The organism is Rhizobium sp. CG5, assembly GCF_023701945.1.
GTDB lineage: Bacteria > Pseudomonadota > Alphaproteobacteria > Rhizobiales > Rhizobiaceae > Allorhizobium.
Genome location: NZ_JABAEF010000006.1, coordinates 57,440 through 74,095 on the forward strand (window position 1 = coordinate 57,440; position 16,656 = coordinate 74,095).

The following is a 16,656-nucleotide window of genomic DNA, read 5'->3' on the forward strand; positions in this document are numbered from 1 at the left end:
CTAGCCGCCTCCGCCGCGGGCGAGCAGCAATTGCCGGGCTTCCTCGACCAGCGCCTCGGCCGTCACCTCAAGCGGCCGGTCGCCGGCACCAATGCCGCCCGGCAGCCGGAGCGCGATCGTCGAGACCAGGTCCTGCGCCTGGGCCAAAGTATCGCCCGGCAGTGCGTCGGCGGCAAACAGGTGCTGCAGGTCGAAGGCGGCACCGGTTGCTGTGCCTTCGGAGAGCGCTGGGGCGGTCAGCCGCAGTTCGAGTTTTTCCAGCCAGATATCGGCATGGCAGCGATGGCAGGCCGCCTGCACTTCGTCATGCCATTGCCGGCGATTGGTGGCGAAATCCCTGTAGAGCGGCGTCACGCCGGAAAGCCGCACCCGCAGCGCCAGCATGCGCCCCTCGATATCGTGCGCAAGCGGCAAGACGGCCCGCTCGACGGCCGCTAGAATCGAGTTTGCATCGTCTTCTGCACCGATCACCACCTCGACGGCACCGAAGCGCGCCTCATCAACAATCACCCGTTCATGGCGGGCGCGGCCATCCTTGACGGTGACCAGCACGGCGCCCTTGGCGCCCTGTTCGCGAATGCTGCGGCCCTGCAGGTTGCCGGGAAAGATCACCAGCGGATCGGCGGCGACCTCTTCGAACTCATGCACATGGCCGAGCGCCCAGTAGTCGTAGCCGCGCGAGCGCAGGTCCTCGACCGAACAGGGAGCGTAGGGGGCATGGGGTTCTCGGCCGGTCAGCGACGTGTGCAGCACGCCGATATTGAACCATCCGGCCACCGGCGGCGGATAGGCAATCGCCAGATTGTCGGTCGCCGAGCGGTCGGCAAAACCCTGGCCATGCAGGGCCACCTGGATGGCCCCCAGGCGAAAGCTGCCCGGCGCATTGGTCGGAAATTCGTGCACATTGGCCGGCAGCGTGATGGTCTTGGTGATGACGCTCATGGCATCGTGATTGCCACGCAGCAGGAAGACCGGAATCGCGGCCCGCTCCAGCCGCGCCATTTCGCGGTTGAAGAACAGGCCGATTTTGTTGTCCTTCCAGTCGCCGTCATAGACGTCGCCGGCAATCAGGAAGAAGTCGACCTTCCCGTCGATCGCCTGGCTCACCAGCGTCGAGAAGGCCTTGCGGCTCGCCTCCACGAAAACGGCGGCAATCTCGGCATCCTTCAGGGCAAGGCCCTGAAACGGACTGCCCAGATGCAGGTCGGCCGCGTGGATAAACCGGAAAGAAGACATGAACTCGAATCGTCAGGTGCCGTTGGCCCCTGTTTTAGGAAAATGCTGACCCGATTGATAGTCTTCTGCCCGGCTTATCACGCTCTGTGTCAGAGGCGGTGCATGCGCGCGACATCAAGCTCCGGAAAGGCGGCCAGCAGATCCTCGCGCGACGCCATCGTTTCTGGCTCGGCATGCAGGACGACGCTGAGGGGATCTCCGACCTGCACCGCCTTATCGGCGCGCACCGAAATGCTGTCGCCATTGCCGCGCAACAGTGTAGCCTCCTTTTCAAATCCCTGCGTCAGCAGCCAGTCACGCGATGCGTTCAGGCTGATCTGCACTTCATAGGAACTGTTCTCCCGCACGACCTTGACCAGATAGGGCACCGGCGCACGGTTGCCGTCGATCAGAATTTCGCCCTGGCCATCGGCATTTTCAATGTGTTCACTCATATCCTTTTGTCCTCTTGCAGTGCCATCCGCCTCTCCAGCCGACAGCATGTTGCCCCGGCAAAGACAACCGAAGCAGCCTGCGATTTGTTCCCGGTGGGCGCTCCGACCGCGCCATCGTGCGCCCTTCCGACAGGACATTTGCATTTTCTACCTTTGTCAGATCGGACCTCCTCTGCTATTGCGGGACCATGAACCGGGTGGCGGCGACGTGACCTCAAGGCAGATCAAACGAAGCTCGCCAAGCCACGCCAAGCGGCATGGGAGAGATCAACGGACCCGCAGATGGACAGTGTCGAAATCACCACGCGCAGCGAATTTGCCATGTGGGCCATACAAAGGGCGCAGGAAATCGTGATGAACGAGGGGTCGGCGCTGGCCCTGGCAGCCCGCGACATGGACGAGACCGCCCTGCAGGACAACGGCGTGGCGCTGGGCAAGGCAATTGCCGATGCCATGCTCGAAGTGTTCGACGGGCTGATCTCCGAATAAGGTGGTGTCCGAACAAGGAGGATCCGTGTGATCGATCCCTATGAGATCCTGGGCGTCGCGCAGGATGCCGACGACGAGCAGATCCGGGCGGCCTACCGCCTGCTGGCCAAGGCCACCCATCCGGATTCGGGCGGTGATACCGAGACCTTCATTCGCGGCCAGAAGGCGTGCGAACTTCTGCTCGATCCCGCCCGGCGCAAATTCTTCGACGAGACCGGCTACGATCTGGAATTGACCGAGGCGATGGATCTGCAGGGCCTGCTGGTCATCGAAAAGCTCGTCAACGAGATCGTGCTCGACGACCGCGAGCCCGGCACCTTCGACCCGATTGCCGGCATGCGGGCCAAGCTGACCGACGAAATCAGCAAGACCCGGTTCCAGATCCGCGAAATGCAGGGCCATAGCAGCCGGCTGCAAAACCACCTGGGCCGGCTCGGCGACCGGCCGGGCAAGGATGTGCTGGGCTATATGCTGCGGGCCCGCATGGAGACGATCGGCAAGCTGGTGGCCGAAGCCGCCGCCCGCATCGAGGCGACCGAGCGGGCTTTCGACATGCTCGACGCCTATTCCTACACAATCGACCTTGCCGACGAGGAAGAGGCGGCCCCAGACAGCCTCCGGGCGGACGAACCACCGGTCAAGGCCAGCGGCCGAGCATAGACGGTTTAATCGACTTTGTTCCCCATCTCCTCCAATCGGAAGGAGGGTAATGCAACGCTACAAACCGTCATGCTCATCGAATATCATTTTTACGTCCTTGCGGCGTTCCGTGTTTTGGTCTGTGTGCACTGAGATATAACTTTCCTTGATGAGCGGCGGCGGCAAACGTTCCAACGCGCGCTCCCGTCTGGTTTTTCTAGCCCAGACGAGAAATGCAATGAAAGCCAAGACGCCTACAAACGCGACACAAGAGAGGGCTGCGTTAAATATGAATCGAACTGGAGCCTCTTCGTAAGTTCTCCAGCCACTTCGCTTCACATAGATCAGTCCATGGAACAGTACGCTGTAAAACGGATATCCGAATACGACGATCAGAAATGCGGCTAGAGCGACAACCTTGGCTTTCGCGAACATGCGCAACATTCGTTAGTAGAACATCGCGATAGTGTTTCACAGATTTATTAACTGGAAACTGCCAGTAGCTTTAATTCGCGCGTGAGGTTGGATGACAGCCTTTCAGCTCCGCCGACCGCCGGTGTGTCTGTAGAGCCACGGCCGATATTCGTTCGGTCCAGCCAGGACGATTTCGCCCTTTCGCCTTGTCCGCCGTCACAATACGCTTAAAAACAACGTGTTGAGTGCACAGAGCAGGAATGGGACAGTCCATGAGCAAAACGATTTTCATCACCGGAGCCACGTCGGGTTTCGGCGAAGCCACCGCCCGCCGGTTCATCGCCGATGGCTGGCAGGTGATCGGCACCGGCCGACGCATGGACCGGCTCGCCAAGCTCAACGCAGAATTCGGCGTCAAATTCCAGCCGGCCTGTTTCGATATTACCGATGAGGGCGAGATGCTGACAGCCCTTGCCGGCCTGCCGCCTGAGTTTTCTGAGATCGACGTGCTGGTCAACAATGCCGGACTGGCGCTCGGCACCGCCGCTGCGCCGCAGACCAAGCTGTCGGACTGGAAACAGATGATCGACACCAATGTGACAGGCCTCGTCACCTTGACCCATCACCTGCTCGAGGGCCTGATTGCCCGACGCGGCGTGATCGTCAACCTGTCATCGGTGGCGGCCCACTGGCCCTATCCCGGCGGCAATGTCTATGGCGGCACGAAAGCCTTCCTGCGCCAGTTCTCGCTTGGCCTGCGCTCCGACCTGCATGGCAAGGGGGTGCGCGTCACCTCGATCGAGCCGGGCCTCTGCGAAAGCGAATTCACGCTGGTGCGCACCGGCGGCGACCAGGAAGCCTATGACAGGCTCTACAAGGGCGCCAATGCGCTGCAGCCGGAAGATATCGCCAACACCATTCACTGGGTGGCGACCCAGCCGGCCCATATCAACATCAACAGCCTGGAAGTCATGCCGGTCAGCCAGTCCTGGGCCGGATTCCAGGTGCACAAGGATCTCTGATGGCCGTCTATGATCTGGCCGTCGTCGGTGCCGGCATCATCGGCCTTGCCCATGCCTTTGCCGCCGCCAAACGCGGCAAGCGCGTCGTAGTCATCGACCGCGACGCCCAGGCCAACGGCGCGTCGGTGCGCAATTTCGGCTTCGTCACGGTCACCGGCCAGGGTGCCGGCGATTGCTGGACCATGGCGCGGCGGGCCCGCACTGTGTGGGCCGAAACGGTGGCAGAGGCCGGAATTGAGGTGCTGCAGCAGGGACTGGTGGTCGCCGCCCGCCTGCCGGAATCGCAAGATGTCATCGACGCTTTTCTCAAGACCGAAATGGGCGAAGGCTGCACGCGGATCACCGCATCGAAGGCACAAGAGTTTGTGCCGGCGATCCGCACCGATGCCGCCATCGCCGCCCTGCACAGCCCCCATGAACTGCGTGTGGAATCCCGCACCGCCATTCCGCTACTGACCCGCTATCTGCAACAGACGCACGGCGTCACCTTCCTGTGGCAGACGACTGTCACGGCCGTGGACGCCCCGCGGGTCGAGACGTCGAAGGGTCCGGTCGAGGCGGAGACCGTGATCCTCTGCCCCGGCGACGACTATACCGGCCTGTTTGCCGAGCGGATCGCCGCCTATGGCCTGACCCGCTGCAAGCTGCAGATGCTGCGCGTCAAGCCGGCCTCGCCCGTCACCTTCCGCACTGCCGTGATGTCCGATCTCGGCCTCGGCCGTTATCTCGGCTATGCCGATCTGCCGGAGGCGGCCGCCTTGAAGGCCCGGCTCGATGCCGAGATGGCGGCGCACCGCGCCAACGGCATCCACCTGATCGTCACCCAGTCGGCCGATGGCTCGCTGGTGGTCGGCGACAGCCATCATTACGCTGCAACGCCCGATCCCTTTGCCCACGAAGATGTCGATGCGCTGATCCTCGACGAATTCGACCGAGTGCTCGACCTGCCCGGCCGCATGATCACGGAACGCTGGATCGGCACCTATGCCTCGGCACCCGACCGCTGGCGGCTCACCGACAGACCGTCCGACGCCGTGCGCCTCGTCATCGTCACCAGCGGCTGCGGCGCCTCGACGGCGTTCGGCATCGGCGAGGAAACCATCAACGATCTCTATGGGAGGCTCGCATGAGCAAGTTCAAGGCCGTCGTCTTCGACTGGGCCGGCACGATGATCGATTTCGGTTCGTTCGCGCCGATGGGCGCCTTTGTCGAGACCTTTGCCAAATTCGGCGTCGCGGTGACGATCGGCGATGCCCGCAAGCCGATGGGCCTGCCGAAGCGCGCCCATATCGCCGCCATGCTGGCCGAGCCGCATATTGCCGAGCGCTGGCGGAAAGCGCAGGGCGAGATGCCGGGCGAAGCGGCGATCGACAAGGTCTATGCGCTGTTCGTGCCGCTCAACGAAGAGGTGGTGACGGATTACTGCACGCTGATCCCCGGCGCGCTGGACGCGGTCGCCTATCTGCGCGGCAAAGGCATCAAGATCGGCTCGACCACCGGCTATACCCGCTCGATCATGGAGCGCGTGCTGCCGCTGGCCGCCGAGCAGGGCTATGTCGCCGACAACCTGATCTGCGCCGACGACCTGGCATTGGGCCGCCCGACGCCGATCGGCATGTACAAATGTTTCGTCGACCTGATGGTCTATCCGGCCTCGGCCGTGATCAAGGTCGACGATACCGAACCGGGCATAGCCGAAGGCGTGGCCGCCGGCTGCATCACCGTCGGGCTGACCCTGTCGGGCAACGAGGCGGGATTGACGGTCGAGCAACTGGCAGACCTCTCACCCTCCGAACGCCAGGCCCTGCATGCCCGCGTCGGTGCAAAACTCAAAGCCGCCGGCGCCACCTATGTCATCGAGACGGTCGCCGATCTGCCGAAACTGATCGACACGCTCGACGCCTGACAAAGCTATACGGCGGGCGTGATCCGGCGTCACCGCCGGCCCATTCTCGGGTGATGCTGAACTGGCTCGCCCGAACGCGCGTTGAATTGCGCGGCCATCCCCCGCACTTACCACCCGATTTCAAGCCTGACATGCCTGAAACGGAGCAGCGATAGCGCTCCGGAGAAATCTGCTGTGCGAAAACCGCAGACCGGTTGACGAGCGCCGGCGTTTGAGAAATGCTAGGATGTCAGACCAATTTTCAAAGGCCCATCCATGGCGACACAGTTGCAGGACCGACCGGTGATCGCGCCGCTGCCGCCGATGGACCGGGCGCGCCAGGTGACGGAAGCGCTGGCCGCCTATATCGACCAGGCCAATCTGAGGGCCGGCGAGCGGCTGCCGGCGGAGCGCGAGTTGATGGCAGCGCTGGGCGTCGGCCGCTCGACGATCCGCGAGGTGATGCGGCATTTCCAGGCGCTCGGTGTCATGGAAACCCGCAAGGGCAGCGGCACCTATCTGTTGAAGCCGATCACCTCGGCAACGATCCACATGCCGCTGTCGCTCGAGACGGCCAGCCTGCGCGAGGCCTTGCTGCAGACGCTCGAAGTCCGGCGCGGCATCGAGTGTGAGGCCGGCATGGTCGCCGCCCGCAGGCGCACGCCGGCCGATCTTGCCACGATCGAACAGAAGCTCGACGAGATGGAACGGGTTCACCTGGCCAAGGGCACGTCGGGCCCGGAGGACCTCGCCTTCCATCTGGCGATCTACGATGCCACGCACAATCCGCTGTTTAAACAATTGCTGGAGCAGATGCGCGAGGCCTTCGAGCGGTTCTGGGAAAAACCTTTCAACCGGCCGGATTTCGCCCGGCGTTCCTTTCCCTATCACCGCACCCTCTTCAACGCGATCGCCGCGCAGGACACCGAAGCGGCCCGTCGCGAAACGCTCAAGATCCTCGACGTCGTCGAGGAAGACATCAAGGAAATGTCCAAATGATCAACGGGTCCGATCCGTTCGACTATGCCTCCCTCGTGGTTGCCCATGACGAAGCCCATGCCTTCGAGGCCGTCGTGCCGCCCATCGTGCAGACCTCGCTGTTCACCTTTTCGAGCTATGACGAAATGGTCGAGACCTATCGCGGCGAAAAGGTCCGTCCGGTCTATTCGCGCGGCCTCAACCCGACGGTCCGCTTCTTCGAGGAGATGCTGGCCAAGCTCGAGGGGGGCGAGGATGCACTGGGTTTTGCCAGCGGCATGGCGGCGATTTCCTCGACCGTGCTGTCCTTCGTCGAGCCCGGCGACCGTATCGTCGCGGTCCGGCACGTCTATCCCGATGCCTTCCGGCTGTTTGGAACCCTGCTGAAACGCATGCGGGTCGAGGTGACCTATGTCGACGGCCTCGACGAGGATGCGGTCGCCAAGGCGCTGCCCGGCGCCAAGCTGTTCTACATGGAAAGCCCGACCAGCTGGGTCATGGAGGCCCATGATGTCGGCGCCCTGGCGGCGCTCGCCCGCCAGCATGGCGTGATCAGCGTCATCGACAACAGCTGGGCAAGCCCCGTCTTCCAGCGGCCGCTGACGCTGGGCGTCGATCTTGTGCTGCATTCCGCCTCGAAATATCTCGGCGGCCATAGCGATGTGGTGGCGGGCGTCGTGGCCGGCCCCAAACAGCTGATCGACCGCATCCGCGCCGAGGCGCAGCCCTATCTCGGCGGCAAGCTGTCGCCCTTCGACGCCTGGCTGCTGATCCGCGGCATGCGCACGCTGCCGATCCGCATGAAGGCGCATGAAGCCTCTGCCATGACCATCGCCCGGCGTCTGCAGGCCCTCGATATCGTCGAACGCGTCCATCATCCGGCCCTTGCCAATCACCTGCCGCCGGGGCTGACGGGCACATCGGGCCTGTTTTCGTTCATCTTCCGCGACGGTATCGACATCCGCGCCTTTGCCGACCGGCTGACGCTGTTCAAGCTGGGCGTCAGCTGGGGCGGGCACGAGAGCCTGATCGTGCCCGGCGAAGTGGTGCTGCAGCAGAAAGCCCAACCCAATTCCGCGCATGCCTTCGGGATCCATGCGCGGTCCGTGCGTCTCCATGTCGGCCTCGAAGGAACCGAGGCCCTGTGGAGTGATCTGGAAACGGCGATATCGGCCGCTTCCCAAGCCTGAAGCTCTGATTGAAACCCAACACAATAATGAGGGGGAATAGCATGAAAAGACTTCTGACTGCAGCGCTGATGAGCGCCCTGATGGCCGGAACGGCACTGGCCGACACGACTTTGAAACTTGTCGAAGTGATCACCAGCCCGGAACGGACCGAGACGTTGAAATCGATCGTCGCGACCTTCGAGGCCGCCAATCCCGGCACCAAGGTGGAGATCATCTCGCTGCCCTGGGGCGAGGCCTTCCAGAAATTCGCCACCATGGTCTCGGCCGGTGAAATCCCCGACGTGATGGAAATGCCCGACACCTGGCTGTCGCTCTATGCCAACAACAAGCTGCTCGAAAACCTTGAGCCGTATCTGGCCAAATGGGACAAGACCTCCGACCTGTCCGACCGGGCGCTGGAGCTTGGCCGCGATATCGACGACACGGCCTATATGCTGCCTTACGGCTTCTACCTGCGCGCCATGTTCTACAACAAGAAACTGCTCGCCGAGGCCGGCGTGTCCGAGCCACCGAAGACGCTGGAGGCGTTCGCCGAGGCCTCCAAGAAGGTCTCCGCCCTGCCCGGCAAATACGGCTACTGCCTGCGCGGCGGTCCGGGCGGCCTCAACGGCTGGGTGATGTTCGGCGCCACCATGGCCGGCTCCAACAAGTTCTTCGAGGAAGACGGCACCTCGACCATGAACAGCGAGGGCTGGGTCAAGGGCCTGACCTGGCTGATCGACCTCTACAAGAACGGCTATGCGCCGAAAGACAGCGTCAACTGGGGCTTCAACGAAATCGTCGCCGGTTTCTACAGCGGCACCTGCGCCTTCCTCGACCAGGACCCCGACGCCCTGATCGCCATCGCCGAGCGCATGAAGGCGGAAGACTACGGCGTCATGACCATGCCCAAGGGACCGGACGGCAAGACCTTCCCGACCATCGGCTATGCCGGCTGGTCGATGATGGCGGCCAGCGCCAACAAGGACCTGTCCTGGAAGCTGATCGAAACCCTGGAAGGGCCGGAGGGCAATATCGCCTGGAACAAGCGCACCGGCGCCCTGCCGGCCCTGAAGTCCGCCGAGAAAGACCCGTTCTACGCCAGCGCGCAGTTCAAGGGCTGGTTCGAAGAGCTTTCCGACAAGAACGCCATCCCGACCGTCATGCCGACGCATCTCGAAGAATTCGCCTTCTTCAAGGATTCGCTGGTCATCAAGACCTCGCAGCAGGCCCTGCTCGGCGACATCACGCCGGAGGAGCTTGCCAATCAGTGGGCCGACTACCTGACCAAGGCGCAGAAGAAATTCCTCGCCAAGTAAGGCATTGGCCGGGCGGACCTTGTCGGTCCGCCCGCAGACGTCCCATCGTGATTGCCCGCAACGGAACCGTGCCTGATGATCTCGTCCACCCACCGCCAAGACCGGCGGCCGCTGATGCAGCGGCTCGCCCATGTCGCGGAGCCCTATCTCTACAGCGCTCCGGCGCTGATCCTGATCGTCGCCGTCATGCTGGTGCCGCTGGTGCTCGGCATTTCCTACGCCTTCCGTGATATCCAGCTGCTCAATCCCTTTTCCGGCGGTTTCATCGGCCTCGATCATTTCCGCGCGCTCGGCCAGGACCAGGACTTTTTCCGGGCGCTGAAGAACACGTTGTGGTGGACCGGCGCCTCGGTGCTGCTGCAATTCGTCTTCGGCCTGATCCTGGCTCTTCTTCTAGACAAGCCGTTTCGCGGCCGCGGCCTGGTGCAGGCGCTGGTCTTCCTGCCCTGGGCGGTGCCAAGCTTCCTGGCCGGCCTCAACTGGGCCTGGCTGTTCAATCCGGTGATCGGCCCGCTGCCCCATTGGCTCTACGCCCTGGGCCTGCTCGACCAGCCGAACAACATCCTGTCCGATCCACACCTGGCCATGTGGGGGCCGATCGTCGCCAATGTCTGGTGGGGCATTCCGTTCTTTGCGATCACGCTGTTGGCCGCCCTGCAGGCCATCCCGCGCGACCTCTATGAGGCGGCCTCGATCGACGGCGCCGGCCCGGTGCAGCGCTTCCTGTCGATCACCCTGCCCTTCCTGGCGCCGACGATTGCCATCACCGTGCTACTGCGCACCGTCTGGGTCTCCAACTTTGCCGACCTGATCATCGTCATGACCAATGGCGGACCGGCCGACCGCACCCAGATCGTCGCCAGCTACATCTTCACCCAGGCTTTCAAGCGGCTGGATTTCGGCTATGCCTCGGCGATCGCGCTGGTGCTGCTGGTGCTGCTGCTGGCCTATTCCATGCTGATCGTCTTCCTGCGTCAGACGCTGCTGAACAAGGATTGAGACCATGCGGCCCACCAAGATCCTGATGATCGGCGCCCATCGCCTGGCCATCCTCGCCTATGTCGTCGTCGCGCTGTTTCCGCTGTTCTGGCTCCTGAAAGTGTCGGTGACGCCGAACGACCTGCTCTATAGCGAGGGCGTGCGGATGTGGCCGTCGCGCACCACCTTCGAGCATTTCGAATTCGTCATCGCCCACAGCGCCTTCCCGACCTTTTTCCGCAACAGCCTGATCGTCGCCGGCTCGACGGCGGTGATCGTCACGGTGCTGGCCTCCCTGTCGGGCTATGCGCTGTCGCGCTTTTCCTTCCGGGCAAAATACTGGATCGTCGGACTGATGCTGCTGACCCAGATGTTTCCGCTGGTCATGCTGGTGGCGCCGATCTTCAAGATCCTGTCGCCGCTCGGCCTCACCAACAGCCTGACCGGCCTGGTCATCGTCTATTCGGCCTTCAACGTGCCGTTCGCCACCTTCCTGATGCAGTCCTTCTTCGACGGCATTCCGAAGGACCTGGAAGAAGCGGCGATGATCGACGGCGCGACACAGTTCATCGCCTTCCGGCAGATCATCCTGCCGCTGACGCTGCCGGGCATCGCTGCAACGCTCGGCTTCGTCTTCACGGCGGCGTGGAGCGAGTTGCTGTTTGCCCTGATGCTGATCTCCGGCAACGACGCGGCCACCTTCCCGGTCGGTCTCCTCTCTTTCGTGTCAAAATTTTCCGTCGATTTCGGGCAGATGATGGCAGCCGGTGTCATGGCGCTCATCCCCGCCTGCCTGTTCTTCCTCGCGATCCAGCGCTACCTCGTGCAGGGCCTGACGGCCGGCGCGGTCAAAGGCTGAAAGGGTTTCCCATGGCTTCCATCGATATTTCAGGCATCCGCAAGAGCTACGGCCATTTCCCCGTTCTGCATGGCGTCGATCTCACCATCGGCGATGGCGAATTCATCGTGCTCGTCGGGCCGTCCGGCTGCGGCAAGTCGACTTTGCTGCGCATGATCGCCGGCCTCGAGGAGGTGACCTCCGGCGAGATCCGCATCGCCGGCCGGCGCGTCAACGAGCTGAAGCCGAAAGACCGCGACATCGCCATGGTCTTCCAGTCCTACGCGCTCTATCCGCATATGAGCGTCGCCAACAACATGAGCTACAGCCTCCGCCTGCGCCGGACGGCCAAGGACAAGATCGCCAGCATCGTCGCCGCGGCTGCCGGAAAGCTTGGCCTGGAGCCGCTGCTGGAGCGCCGCCCGAAGGCGCTCTCCGGCGGACAGCGCCAGCGTGTCGCCATGGGCCGCGCCATCGTCCGCCAGCCGAAGGCCTTCCTGTTCGACGAGCCGCTCTCCAATCTCGACGCCCGGCTGCGCGAACAGATGCGCGCCGAAATCAAGAAGCTGCATGCCGATCTCGGCGCGACGTCGATCTATGTCACCCACGACCAGATCGAGGCCATGACGCTTGCCGACCGCATCGTCGCCATGCATGGCGGCGTGGTGCAGCAGGTCGGAACCCCGCTCGATCTCTACGACCGCCCAGCCAATCTTTTCGTCGCCGGCTTCATCGGCTCGCCGGGCATGAATTTTTTCGAGGGCCGCTATCTGGTCAGCGGCGACCAGGCTGACATTCGCCTTGTCGACGGCACGATGATCCCGGCCCCAATCCTGGCCGGCTTCGAATCCGGTTCCACCGCCACGCTCGGCATCCGTCCGGAGCATGTCGTCATCAGCGATGCGGGCAAGACGGCGGCCGAGGTCGAGTTGATCGAGCCGACCGGCTTCGGCATCATCCTGCACCTCAAAGTGCATGGATTGCCGTTCAAGGTCTTCACGCTGGACCGCGACGTCTTGAAAGCCGGGCCGACCATCCGCGTCGATTTCCCGGTCAGCCATCTCCATCTGTTCGACGAAGCAGGCCGCCGCGTCGAGTAGACCATCGCCGGCCTTGTCGATAGCACCGAACGGGTCCTGCCTGCGCGCCGCTCAGTTGTCGTCGTCCAGCTCGTCCATGTCTGCATCCGAGGCGTCGACATCGCCGCCCGACTCGGCTGGCATCTGACGGTTGAGCAGGCCGGCATCCTCCAGCATTTCGATATCCGGCAGGTCGCGCAGCGTGTCGAAGCCGAAGGTCGAGAGAAAATGCGGGGTCGTCACATAGGTATAGGGTGCGCCCGGCGTCGGGCTGCGCGGCCCGGAGGTCAAGAAGCCGCCGTCGCGCAGGCTGGCAATCGTGTCGCGGCTGACCTCCTTGCCGAAGATTTTTGTCAGATCAGACCGGGTCACCGGCTGCATATAGGCCACCGCCATCAGGACGGTCGCTTCGTGCTGGGTGATGCCGGCGGTCGGCGCCGTGGGCGCCCCGGAGGCGCGGATGACATTGGCATAGGCGCTTTTGGTGCGATGCTGCCAGCCGCCGGCCACTGCCACGAGTTCATAGGGCCTGGAGCGCAACTCCTCGCCGATGTCGTCGATGATCAGGTCGATATTGCAGTCGCGCCCGACGATGCGCGCCAGCGTCTCGCGGCTGACCGGCGTCGCCGAGGCAAAAATCACCGCCTCGACCCTGGCCATCCACTCGCGCCAGCGCAGCTCCGGCGGCAGATCGGAAAGCTCGGTGTCGACCACGGTCTTTATTTGCTGTGCCCGGCGCGCCATCGCTACAACCCGTACAGACGAAAGGTCGAGCGACCGGACAGTTCGCGCACCGCGTCGAACTCCACCAGCCGGTCGAACAGCCGGCGTGAAGCCCAGCGCGACAGTTTCGCGGTCTGCAGCGAGCCGGAGACCGCGTCGTCCTCCAACAGCAGCCGGATCGCCTCGCCGGCGCCCTTGGCCCGCAGTTTCGGCGTGACAGCAGATAGACGATCGGCGCGGCGCGCCATGTCGCCGGCCAGCCGGCAGGCCTCGGTTGCCGCCTGCGCCAAGGCCAGGCAGACGGCGCGGCGGAAGTTGTCCTCGCCGGGGCGAATACGCCCGCGGCCGCCCTCGGTGCGAAAGGCGGAGATCTGTCGTTGCGCCATCAGCAGCGGCACGGCGACCGGCCAGCGCAGGGCCCTTGCCAGGCCAAGATCCGCCAGCCACCAGCCCAACAATTCGGCGTCCGGTCTCAGACCATGGACCGCAGCCGCAATCTCCGCGGCGGCAAAGGGTGCACCGATGGCCGATCGGGCAATGTCATCAAGACGCTCCGGCAACACAATGAGGTCGTCGCTCCAGCGGATGCCAAAAAGCTCGGCGGTCTCCTGCAAAGCCGCGGCATCGACCACGGTGCCACGCGAGGCGAGCCGACGCCATGCCGACAGGATGCTGCCGGCCGGGCCTGGATCGTCGCCGGCGCTGCGGAGCAGCCAGACATCGCGAAGGGCCGCCTCGTCCTCGCTGCGCCCGGCCAGTCGCACTGCCGAAATCGCGGCCTTCAGCGCCAGCCGCTGGCGCCAGGCGCCACCCCAATCCGGCTGGGCCCGAACGAGACCGTCGAGCGAATTCAAGGCGGAACCGGCGAGGAACGCTGCCTCCTCTGCGTCAAGGACCACGCCCCGCGGCACTGCCCAGGCCGGGACCACCGGAGGGGCATAACGACGGTCTGCAGAGGGAATCGGCCTTGGACTCATGTCGCAACCATAGACCGGGCGGGCGCTTGTCGCCATGGTGGCGCCGTCAAACCGCACGGCTCATCCCCTGCTAATGACGAAGATGGTCAGCCCCGACTGACTATCCCGCCGCGGCGATTCCCGCGCCGGCCAGGCAATGGGCCTGCCATTCGGTCAGCAATTCCATGATCTCCAGCGAATCGGCCAGCTGTGGCGACGGCCGCGGCGCCTCGACCCGGCCTTCCCGCAGGCAGCGTTCGACCACGAAGACCTGGTGCTGGAAGGCATCATAGCCCGACGACACCCGGATCTCTTCCGGCGCATGGCCATACTCCAGGATCTCGATCACGTTCTCCTGCGGGGTCGGCAGCCAGGGATTGGTGACGAACCGCAACTGGCCGCGCTCGCCATAAACGGTGAAGCCATGGGACATGCCGTAGCTGTCGGTCGACTGCAATGTCGCCAGGACGCCATTGGCAAAGCGCACCGACAGCACCGCGTCGCAGAGATTGCCGTCATGGGGCGAGACATTGCCGAAGCCGCTGCTGGTCCTCTCGCGAAACGCCTGCGGACCGCAGGCCGTCTGCACCACATAATGCAGCAGCGATGCCGGATAACAGCCGAGATTGAAGAGCGTGCCGCCGCCCTGCGGATTGACCAGCTTCCAGATATCGGCGGCATAAAAGCCGTTGACGGCGCGTAAGCGGCCCAGCCGCCCGGAGCGCAGGGTCGCGCCCAGCTCGGCGATCAGCGGATGGTTCAGATACATCAGCCCTTCCATGAAAAAGACATTGCCGGCGCGCACAGCGTCGGCCAGGGCCGCGGCCTCCGCCATGGTCGTGGTCAGCGATTTTTCCGACACCACCGCCTTGCCGCGCGCCGCCGCGCGGATCACAGCGTCATGATGCAGACTGTTGGGCAGGCCGACATAGACGACGTCGACCTGCGGGTCGGCCAGCAGCGCATCCTGGTCGCCATAGGCTTTGGCAATGCCGTGACGTGCCGCAAAGTCTGCCAGGCGATCGGGCGCGCGGCCGGACACGGCAGTGATCACCGATCCGTGGCTGGAGGCAATCGCCGCCGCCATGGTCTCCGATATGAAGCTCGTCCCGAGCAGTCCCCAGCGCAGCATGCCGTCTTCCTTGCTGATTGCAGATGATATCGAGAAGGCGCCAGAGGGCACCAAGCCGGGCGTCTACCAGGCGGCCTCATAGATCGCCAGAGCGTCGGCCCTGCTGACCGGTCGCGGATTGTTGACCAGCAGCCGCGTCTGCTCCATCGCATCGTCGGCCAGCAGGGAGAGTTTGTCCCGGGGGATGCCGACATCGCGCAGGCGTTGCGGCAGGTTCAGGCGACCAGGAAGCGCCGAAAGGCCGTCGATGAAGCCTGTCAGGCGCTGCTCAGGCGTGCTGCCGCCCAGATGCGCAAAGAGACAAGGCGCCAGTTCGGCATAGGCCGCACTGCAGGCCGGTGCGTTGAAGCGCAGGACATGCGGCAGGACGAGGCTGTTGGAAAGGCCGTGCGGAACATGATAGCGGCCGCCGATCGGATAGGCGAGCGCGTGCACGGCGGCAACCGGCGCGTTGGCAAAGGCCTGGCCCGCCAGCATCGAGCCGATCAGCATCGCCTGTCGCGCCTCAAGGTCCGTGCCTTGCAGGACGGCCGTTTCGATATGGGCGCCGAGCAGCCGCAGGGCTTCCTTGGCCAGCGAACGCGACACGGGATTGTTGTTCGGACTTGCCGAGGTGAAGGCTTCGATGGCATGCACCATGGCATCGATCCCGGTTGCCGCCGTGACAGCCGGCGGCAGGCCCAGCGTCAGCGCCGCATCAAGCAGGGCGATATCGGGCAACAGGACCGGTGAGACCACGCCCTTCTTTTCGTGCTCGCCGGTGGTAATGATGGCAATCGGCGTCACTTCGGATCCCGTCCCGGCCGTGGTCGGCACCAGAACCAGCGGCAGACGCTGTCCCTGCACCTTGCCCACACCATAGATATCGGCCAATTGCTCCTCGCTTCGACAAAGCAGAGCCACCAACTTGGCGACATCGAGCGACGAGCCGCCGCCGATGCCCAGCACGCCCGTTGCGCCAAAGGCCCTGGCCTGCGCCACCGCTGCCTCAACGATCGCCTCCGGCGGATCGGCAACCACGCCGGTATAGAGCGACACCTCGGCCCCACCGGCCCGAAGTGCTGCAAGGGCCGGTTCCACGAGGCCCGCCCGCACCAGCCCGTCATCCGAGATGACAGCGACGCGGGCACCAAGCCGGGCACCCGCCGCATCACCGAGCCGCGCAATCGATCCGGGTCCGGCGATGATGGTCGGCACTGTAGCAAATGTGAACACGCTCATGATTTTCCCTCCCGGAAGCTCCATCCGTCGCGGCGATAATGGTGATCGCGGCATAAGAGGACAAGGAGATTTCGACGGGACGAGCGGCAGGTTCAGCCGAGAACACTGTGCAAATTCTGTCCGATGTCGTTCCCGGAATGGAAA

At 63.9% G+C, this 16,656-nt stretch carries 18 protein-coding genes; 11 read left to right on the top strand and 7 right to left on the bottom strand.

Annotation, left to right across the window (positions count from 1 at the left end; genetic code table 11):
• Entirely contained in the window at positions 1–1,236 is a 1,236-nt protein-coding gene (locus tag HGO38_RS11680; protein WP_250956062.1) for a metallophosphoesterase family protein, read from the bottom strand.
• 89 nt (positions 1,237–1,325) lie between these two features.
• Positions 1,326–1,670, bottom strand: a complete 345-nt coding sequence (locus HGO38_RS11685) for a hypothetical protein (RefSeq protein WP_250956063.1) — start codon at positions 1,668–1,670, stop codon at positions 1,326–1,328.
• Positions 1,671–1,952: 282 nt separating this feature from the next.
• On the opposite strand from HGO38_RS11685, the gene HGO38_RS11690 reads away from it, so the two are divergent.
• Together HGO38_RS11690 and HGO38_RS11695 are read left to right on the top strand one after the other, a co-directional pair.
• Entirely contained in the window at positions 1,953–2,159 is a 207-nt protein-coding gene (locus tag HGO38_RS11690; protein ID WP_250956064.1) for a hypothetical protein, read from the top strand.
• Positions 2,160–2,186: 27 nt separating this feature from the next.
• The gene (locus tag HGO38_RS11695) at positions 2,187–2,819 is read left to right on the top strand and encodes a J domain-containing protein (RefSeq protein WP_250956065.1); all 633 of its coding nucleotides are present in this window, start codon (positions 2,187–2,189) and stop codon (positions 2,817–2,819) included.
• A gap of 57 nt (positions 2,820–2,876) precedes the next feature.
• On the opposite strand, the gene HGO38_RS11700 is transcribed toward HGO38_RS11695, so the two are convergent.
• Positions 2,877–3,233: a hypothetical protein gene (locus HGO38_RS11700; RefSeq protein WP_250956066.1), complete on the bottom strand. Its 357-nt coding sequence runs from the start codon at positions 3,231–3,233 to the stop codon at positions 2,877–2,879.
• A gap of 251 nt (positions 3,234–3,484) precedes the next feature.
• Between HGO38_RS11700 and HGO38_RS11705 the strand changes: the two genes are divergently transcribed.
• From HGO38_RS11705 to HGO38_RS11745, 9 genes are all read left to right on the top strand, one after another.
• Complete coding sequence (locus HGO38_RS11705; protein WP_250956067.1) at positions 3,485–4,234, top strand: SDR family NAD(P)-dependent oxidoreductase; 750 nt, start codon at positions 3,485–3,487, stop codon at positions 4,232–4,234.
• Positions 4,234–5,364 (top strand): TIGR03364 family FAD-dependent oxidoreductase, encoded by a 1,131-nt coding sequence (locus HGO38_RS11710; RefSeq protein WP_250956068.1) that lies wholly within the window; start codon positions 4,234–4,236, stop codon positions 5,362–5,364. The genes HGO38_RS11705 and HGO38_RS11710 overlap by 1 nt, the downstream gene beginning before the upstream one ends.
• Positions 5,361–6,140, top strand: coding sequence for a phosphonoacetaldehyde hydrolase (gene phnX / locus HGO38_RS11715; protein WP_250956069.1), 780 nt, complete (start codon positions 5,361–5,363; stop codon positions 6,138–6,140). Before HGO38_RS11710 ends, phnX begins: the two co-directional genes overlap by 4 nt.
• Positions 6,141–6,395: 255 nt before the next feature.
• A complete protein-coding gene (locus tag HGO38_RS11720; RefSeq protein ID WP_250956070.1) occupies positions 6,396–7,118 on the top strand; it encodes a FadR/GntR family transcriptional regulator in 723 nt (240 codons plus the stop codon).
• Positions 7,115–8,287, top strand: a complete 1,173-nt coding sequence (locus tag HGO38_RS11725; RefSeq protein WP_250956071.1) for a PLP-dependent transferase — start codon at positions 7,115–7,117, stop codon at positions 8,285–8,287. The genes HGO38_RS11720 and HGO38_RS11725 overlap by 4 nt, the downstream gene beginning before the upstream one ends.
• A gap of 41 nt (positions 8,288–8,328) precedes the next feature.
• On the top strand, positions 8,329–9,585 hold the full coding sequence (locus HGO38_RS11730; RefSeq protein WP_250956072.1) for an ABC transporter substrate-binding protein: 1,257 nt from the start codon (positions 8,329–8,331) through the stop codon (positions 9,583–9,585).
• 75 nt (positions 9,586–9,660) lie between these two features.
• Entirely contained in the window at positions 9,661–10,584 is a 924-nt protein-coding gene (locus tag HGO38_RS11735; RefSeq protein ID WP_250956073.1) for a carbohydrate ABC transporter permease, read from the top strand.
• 4 nt (positions 10,585–10,588) lie between these two features.
• Entirely contained in the window at positions 10,589–11,422 is an 834-nt protein-coding gene (locus HGO38_RS11740; RefSeq protein WP_250956074.1) for a carbohydrate ABC transporter permease, read from the top strand.
• Positions 11,423–11,433: 11 nt separating this feature from the next.
• Positions 11,434–12,501: an ABC transporter ATP-binding protein gene (locus HGO38_RS11745; RefSeq protein ID WP_250956075.1), complete on the top strand. Its 1,068-nt coding sequence runs from the start codon at positions 11,434–11,436 to the stop codon at positions 12,499–12,501.
• 51 nt (positions 12,502–12,552) lie between these two features.
• Here the strand turns inward: HGO38_RS11745 and scpB are convergent, their stop codons facing one another.
• The 4 genes from scpB to HGO38_RS11765 all read right to left on the bottom strand — a co-directional run bounded on the left by scpB (position 12,553) and on the right by HGO38_RS11765 (position 16,512).
• Entirely contained in the window at positions 12,553–13,224 is a 672-nt protein-coding gene (gene scpB / locus HGO38_RS11750) for an SMC-Scp complex subunit ScpB (RefSeq protein ID WP_250956076.1), read from the bottom strand.
• A 2-nt stretch (positions 13,225–13,226) separates the two neighbouring features.
• Entirely contained in the window at positions 13,227–14,180 is a 954-nt protein-coding gene (locus tag HGO38_RS11755) for a DUF1403 family protein (RefSeq protein ID WP_250956287.1), read from the bottom strand.
• A gap of 100 nt (positions 14,181–14,280) precedes the next feature.
• Positions 14,281–15,291 (bottom strand): Gfo/Idh/MocA family protein, encoded by a 1,011-nt coding sequence (locus HGO38_RS11760; protein WP_250956077.1) that lies wholly within the window; start codon positions 15,289–15,291, stop codon positions 14,281–14,283.
• Between the two features lie 63 nt (positions 15,292–15,354).
• Complete coding sequence (locus HGO38_RS11765; protein WP_250956078.1) at positions 15,355–16,512, bottom strand: iron-containing alcohol dehydrogenase; 1,158 nt, start codon at positions 16,510–16,512, stop codon at positions 15,355–15,357.
• Between the last annotated feature and the right edge of the window lie 144 nt (positions 16,513–16,656).

Bases quoted from the DNA above. Each gene is read 5' to 3' on its own strand.
- HGO38_RS11720 (WP_250956070.1), top strand. From the start codon at position 6,396: ATGGCGACACAGTTGCAGGACCGACCGGTGATCGCGCCGCTGCCGCCG.
- HGO38_RS11735 (WP_250956073.1), top strand. From the start codon at position 9,661: ATGATCTCGTCCACCCACCGCCAAGACCGGCGGCCGCTGATGCAGCGG.
- HGO38_RS11755 (WP_250956287.1), bottom strand. From the start codon at position 14,180: ATGAGTCCAAGGCCGATTCCCTCTGCAGACCGTCGTTATGCCCCTCCG.
- HGO38_RS11730 (WP_250956072.1), top strand. From the start codon at position 8,329: ATGAAAAGACTTCTGACTGCAGCGCTGATGAGCGCCCTGATGGCCGGA.
- HGO38_RS11700 (WP_250956066.1), bottom strand. From the start codon at position 3,233: ATGTTCGCGAAAGCCAAGGTTGTCGCTCTAGCCGCATTTCTGATCGTC.
- HGO38_RS11685 (WP_250956063.1), bottom strand. From the start codon at position 1,670: ATGAGTGAACACATTGAAAATGCCGATGGCCAGGGCGAAATTCTGATC.
- HGO38_RS11765 (WP_250956078.1), bottom strand. From the start codon at position 16,512: ATGAGCGTGTTCACATTTGCTACAGTGCCGACCATCATCGCCGGACCC.
- HGO38_RS11745 (WP_250956075.1), top strand. From the start codon at position 11,434: ATGGCTTCCATCGATATTTCAGGCATCCGCAAGAGCTACGGCCATTTC.
- phnX (WP_250956069.1), top strand. From the start codon at position 5,361: ATGAGCAAGTTCAAGGCCGTCGTCTTCGACTGGGCCGGCACGATGATC.
- HGO38_RS11740 (WP_250956074.1), top strand. From the start codon at position 10,589: ATGCGGCCCACCAAGATCCTGATGATCGGCGCCCATCGCCTGGCCATC.
- HGO38_RS11705 (WP_250956067.1), top strand. From the start codon at position 3,485: ATGAGCAAAACGATTTTCATCACCGGAGCCACGTCGGGTTTCGGCGAA.
- HGO38_RS11690 (WP_250956064.1), top strand. From the start codon at position 1,953: ATGGACAGTGTCGAAATCACCACGCGCAGCGAATTTGCCATGTGGGCC.
- HGO38_RS11760 (WP_250956077.1), bottom strand. From the start codon at position 15,291: ATGCTGCGCTGGGGACTGCTCGGGACGAGCTTCATATCGGAGACCATG.
- HGO38_RS11680 (WP_250956062.1), bottom strand. From the start codon at position 1,236: ATGTCTTCTTTCCGGTTTATCCACGCGGCCGACCTGCATCTGGGCAGT.
- scpB (WP_250956076.1), bottom strand. From the start codon at position 13,224: ATGGCGCGCCGGGCACAGCAAATAAAGACCGTGGTCGACACCGAGCTT.
- HGO38_RS11725 (WP_250956071.1), top strand. From the start codon at position 7,115: ATGATCAACGGGTCCGATCCGTTCGACTATGCCTCCCTCGTGGTTGCC.
- HGO38_RS11710 (WP_250956068.1), top strand. From the start codon at position 4,234: ATGGCCGTCTATGATCTGGCCGTCGTCGGTGCCGGCATCATCGGCCTT.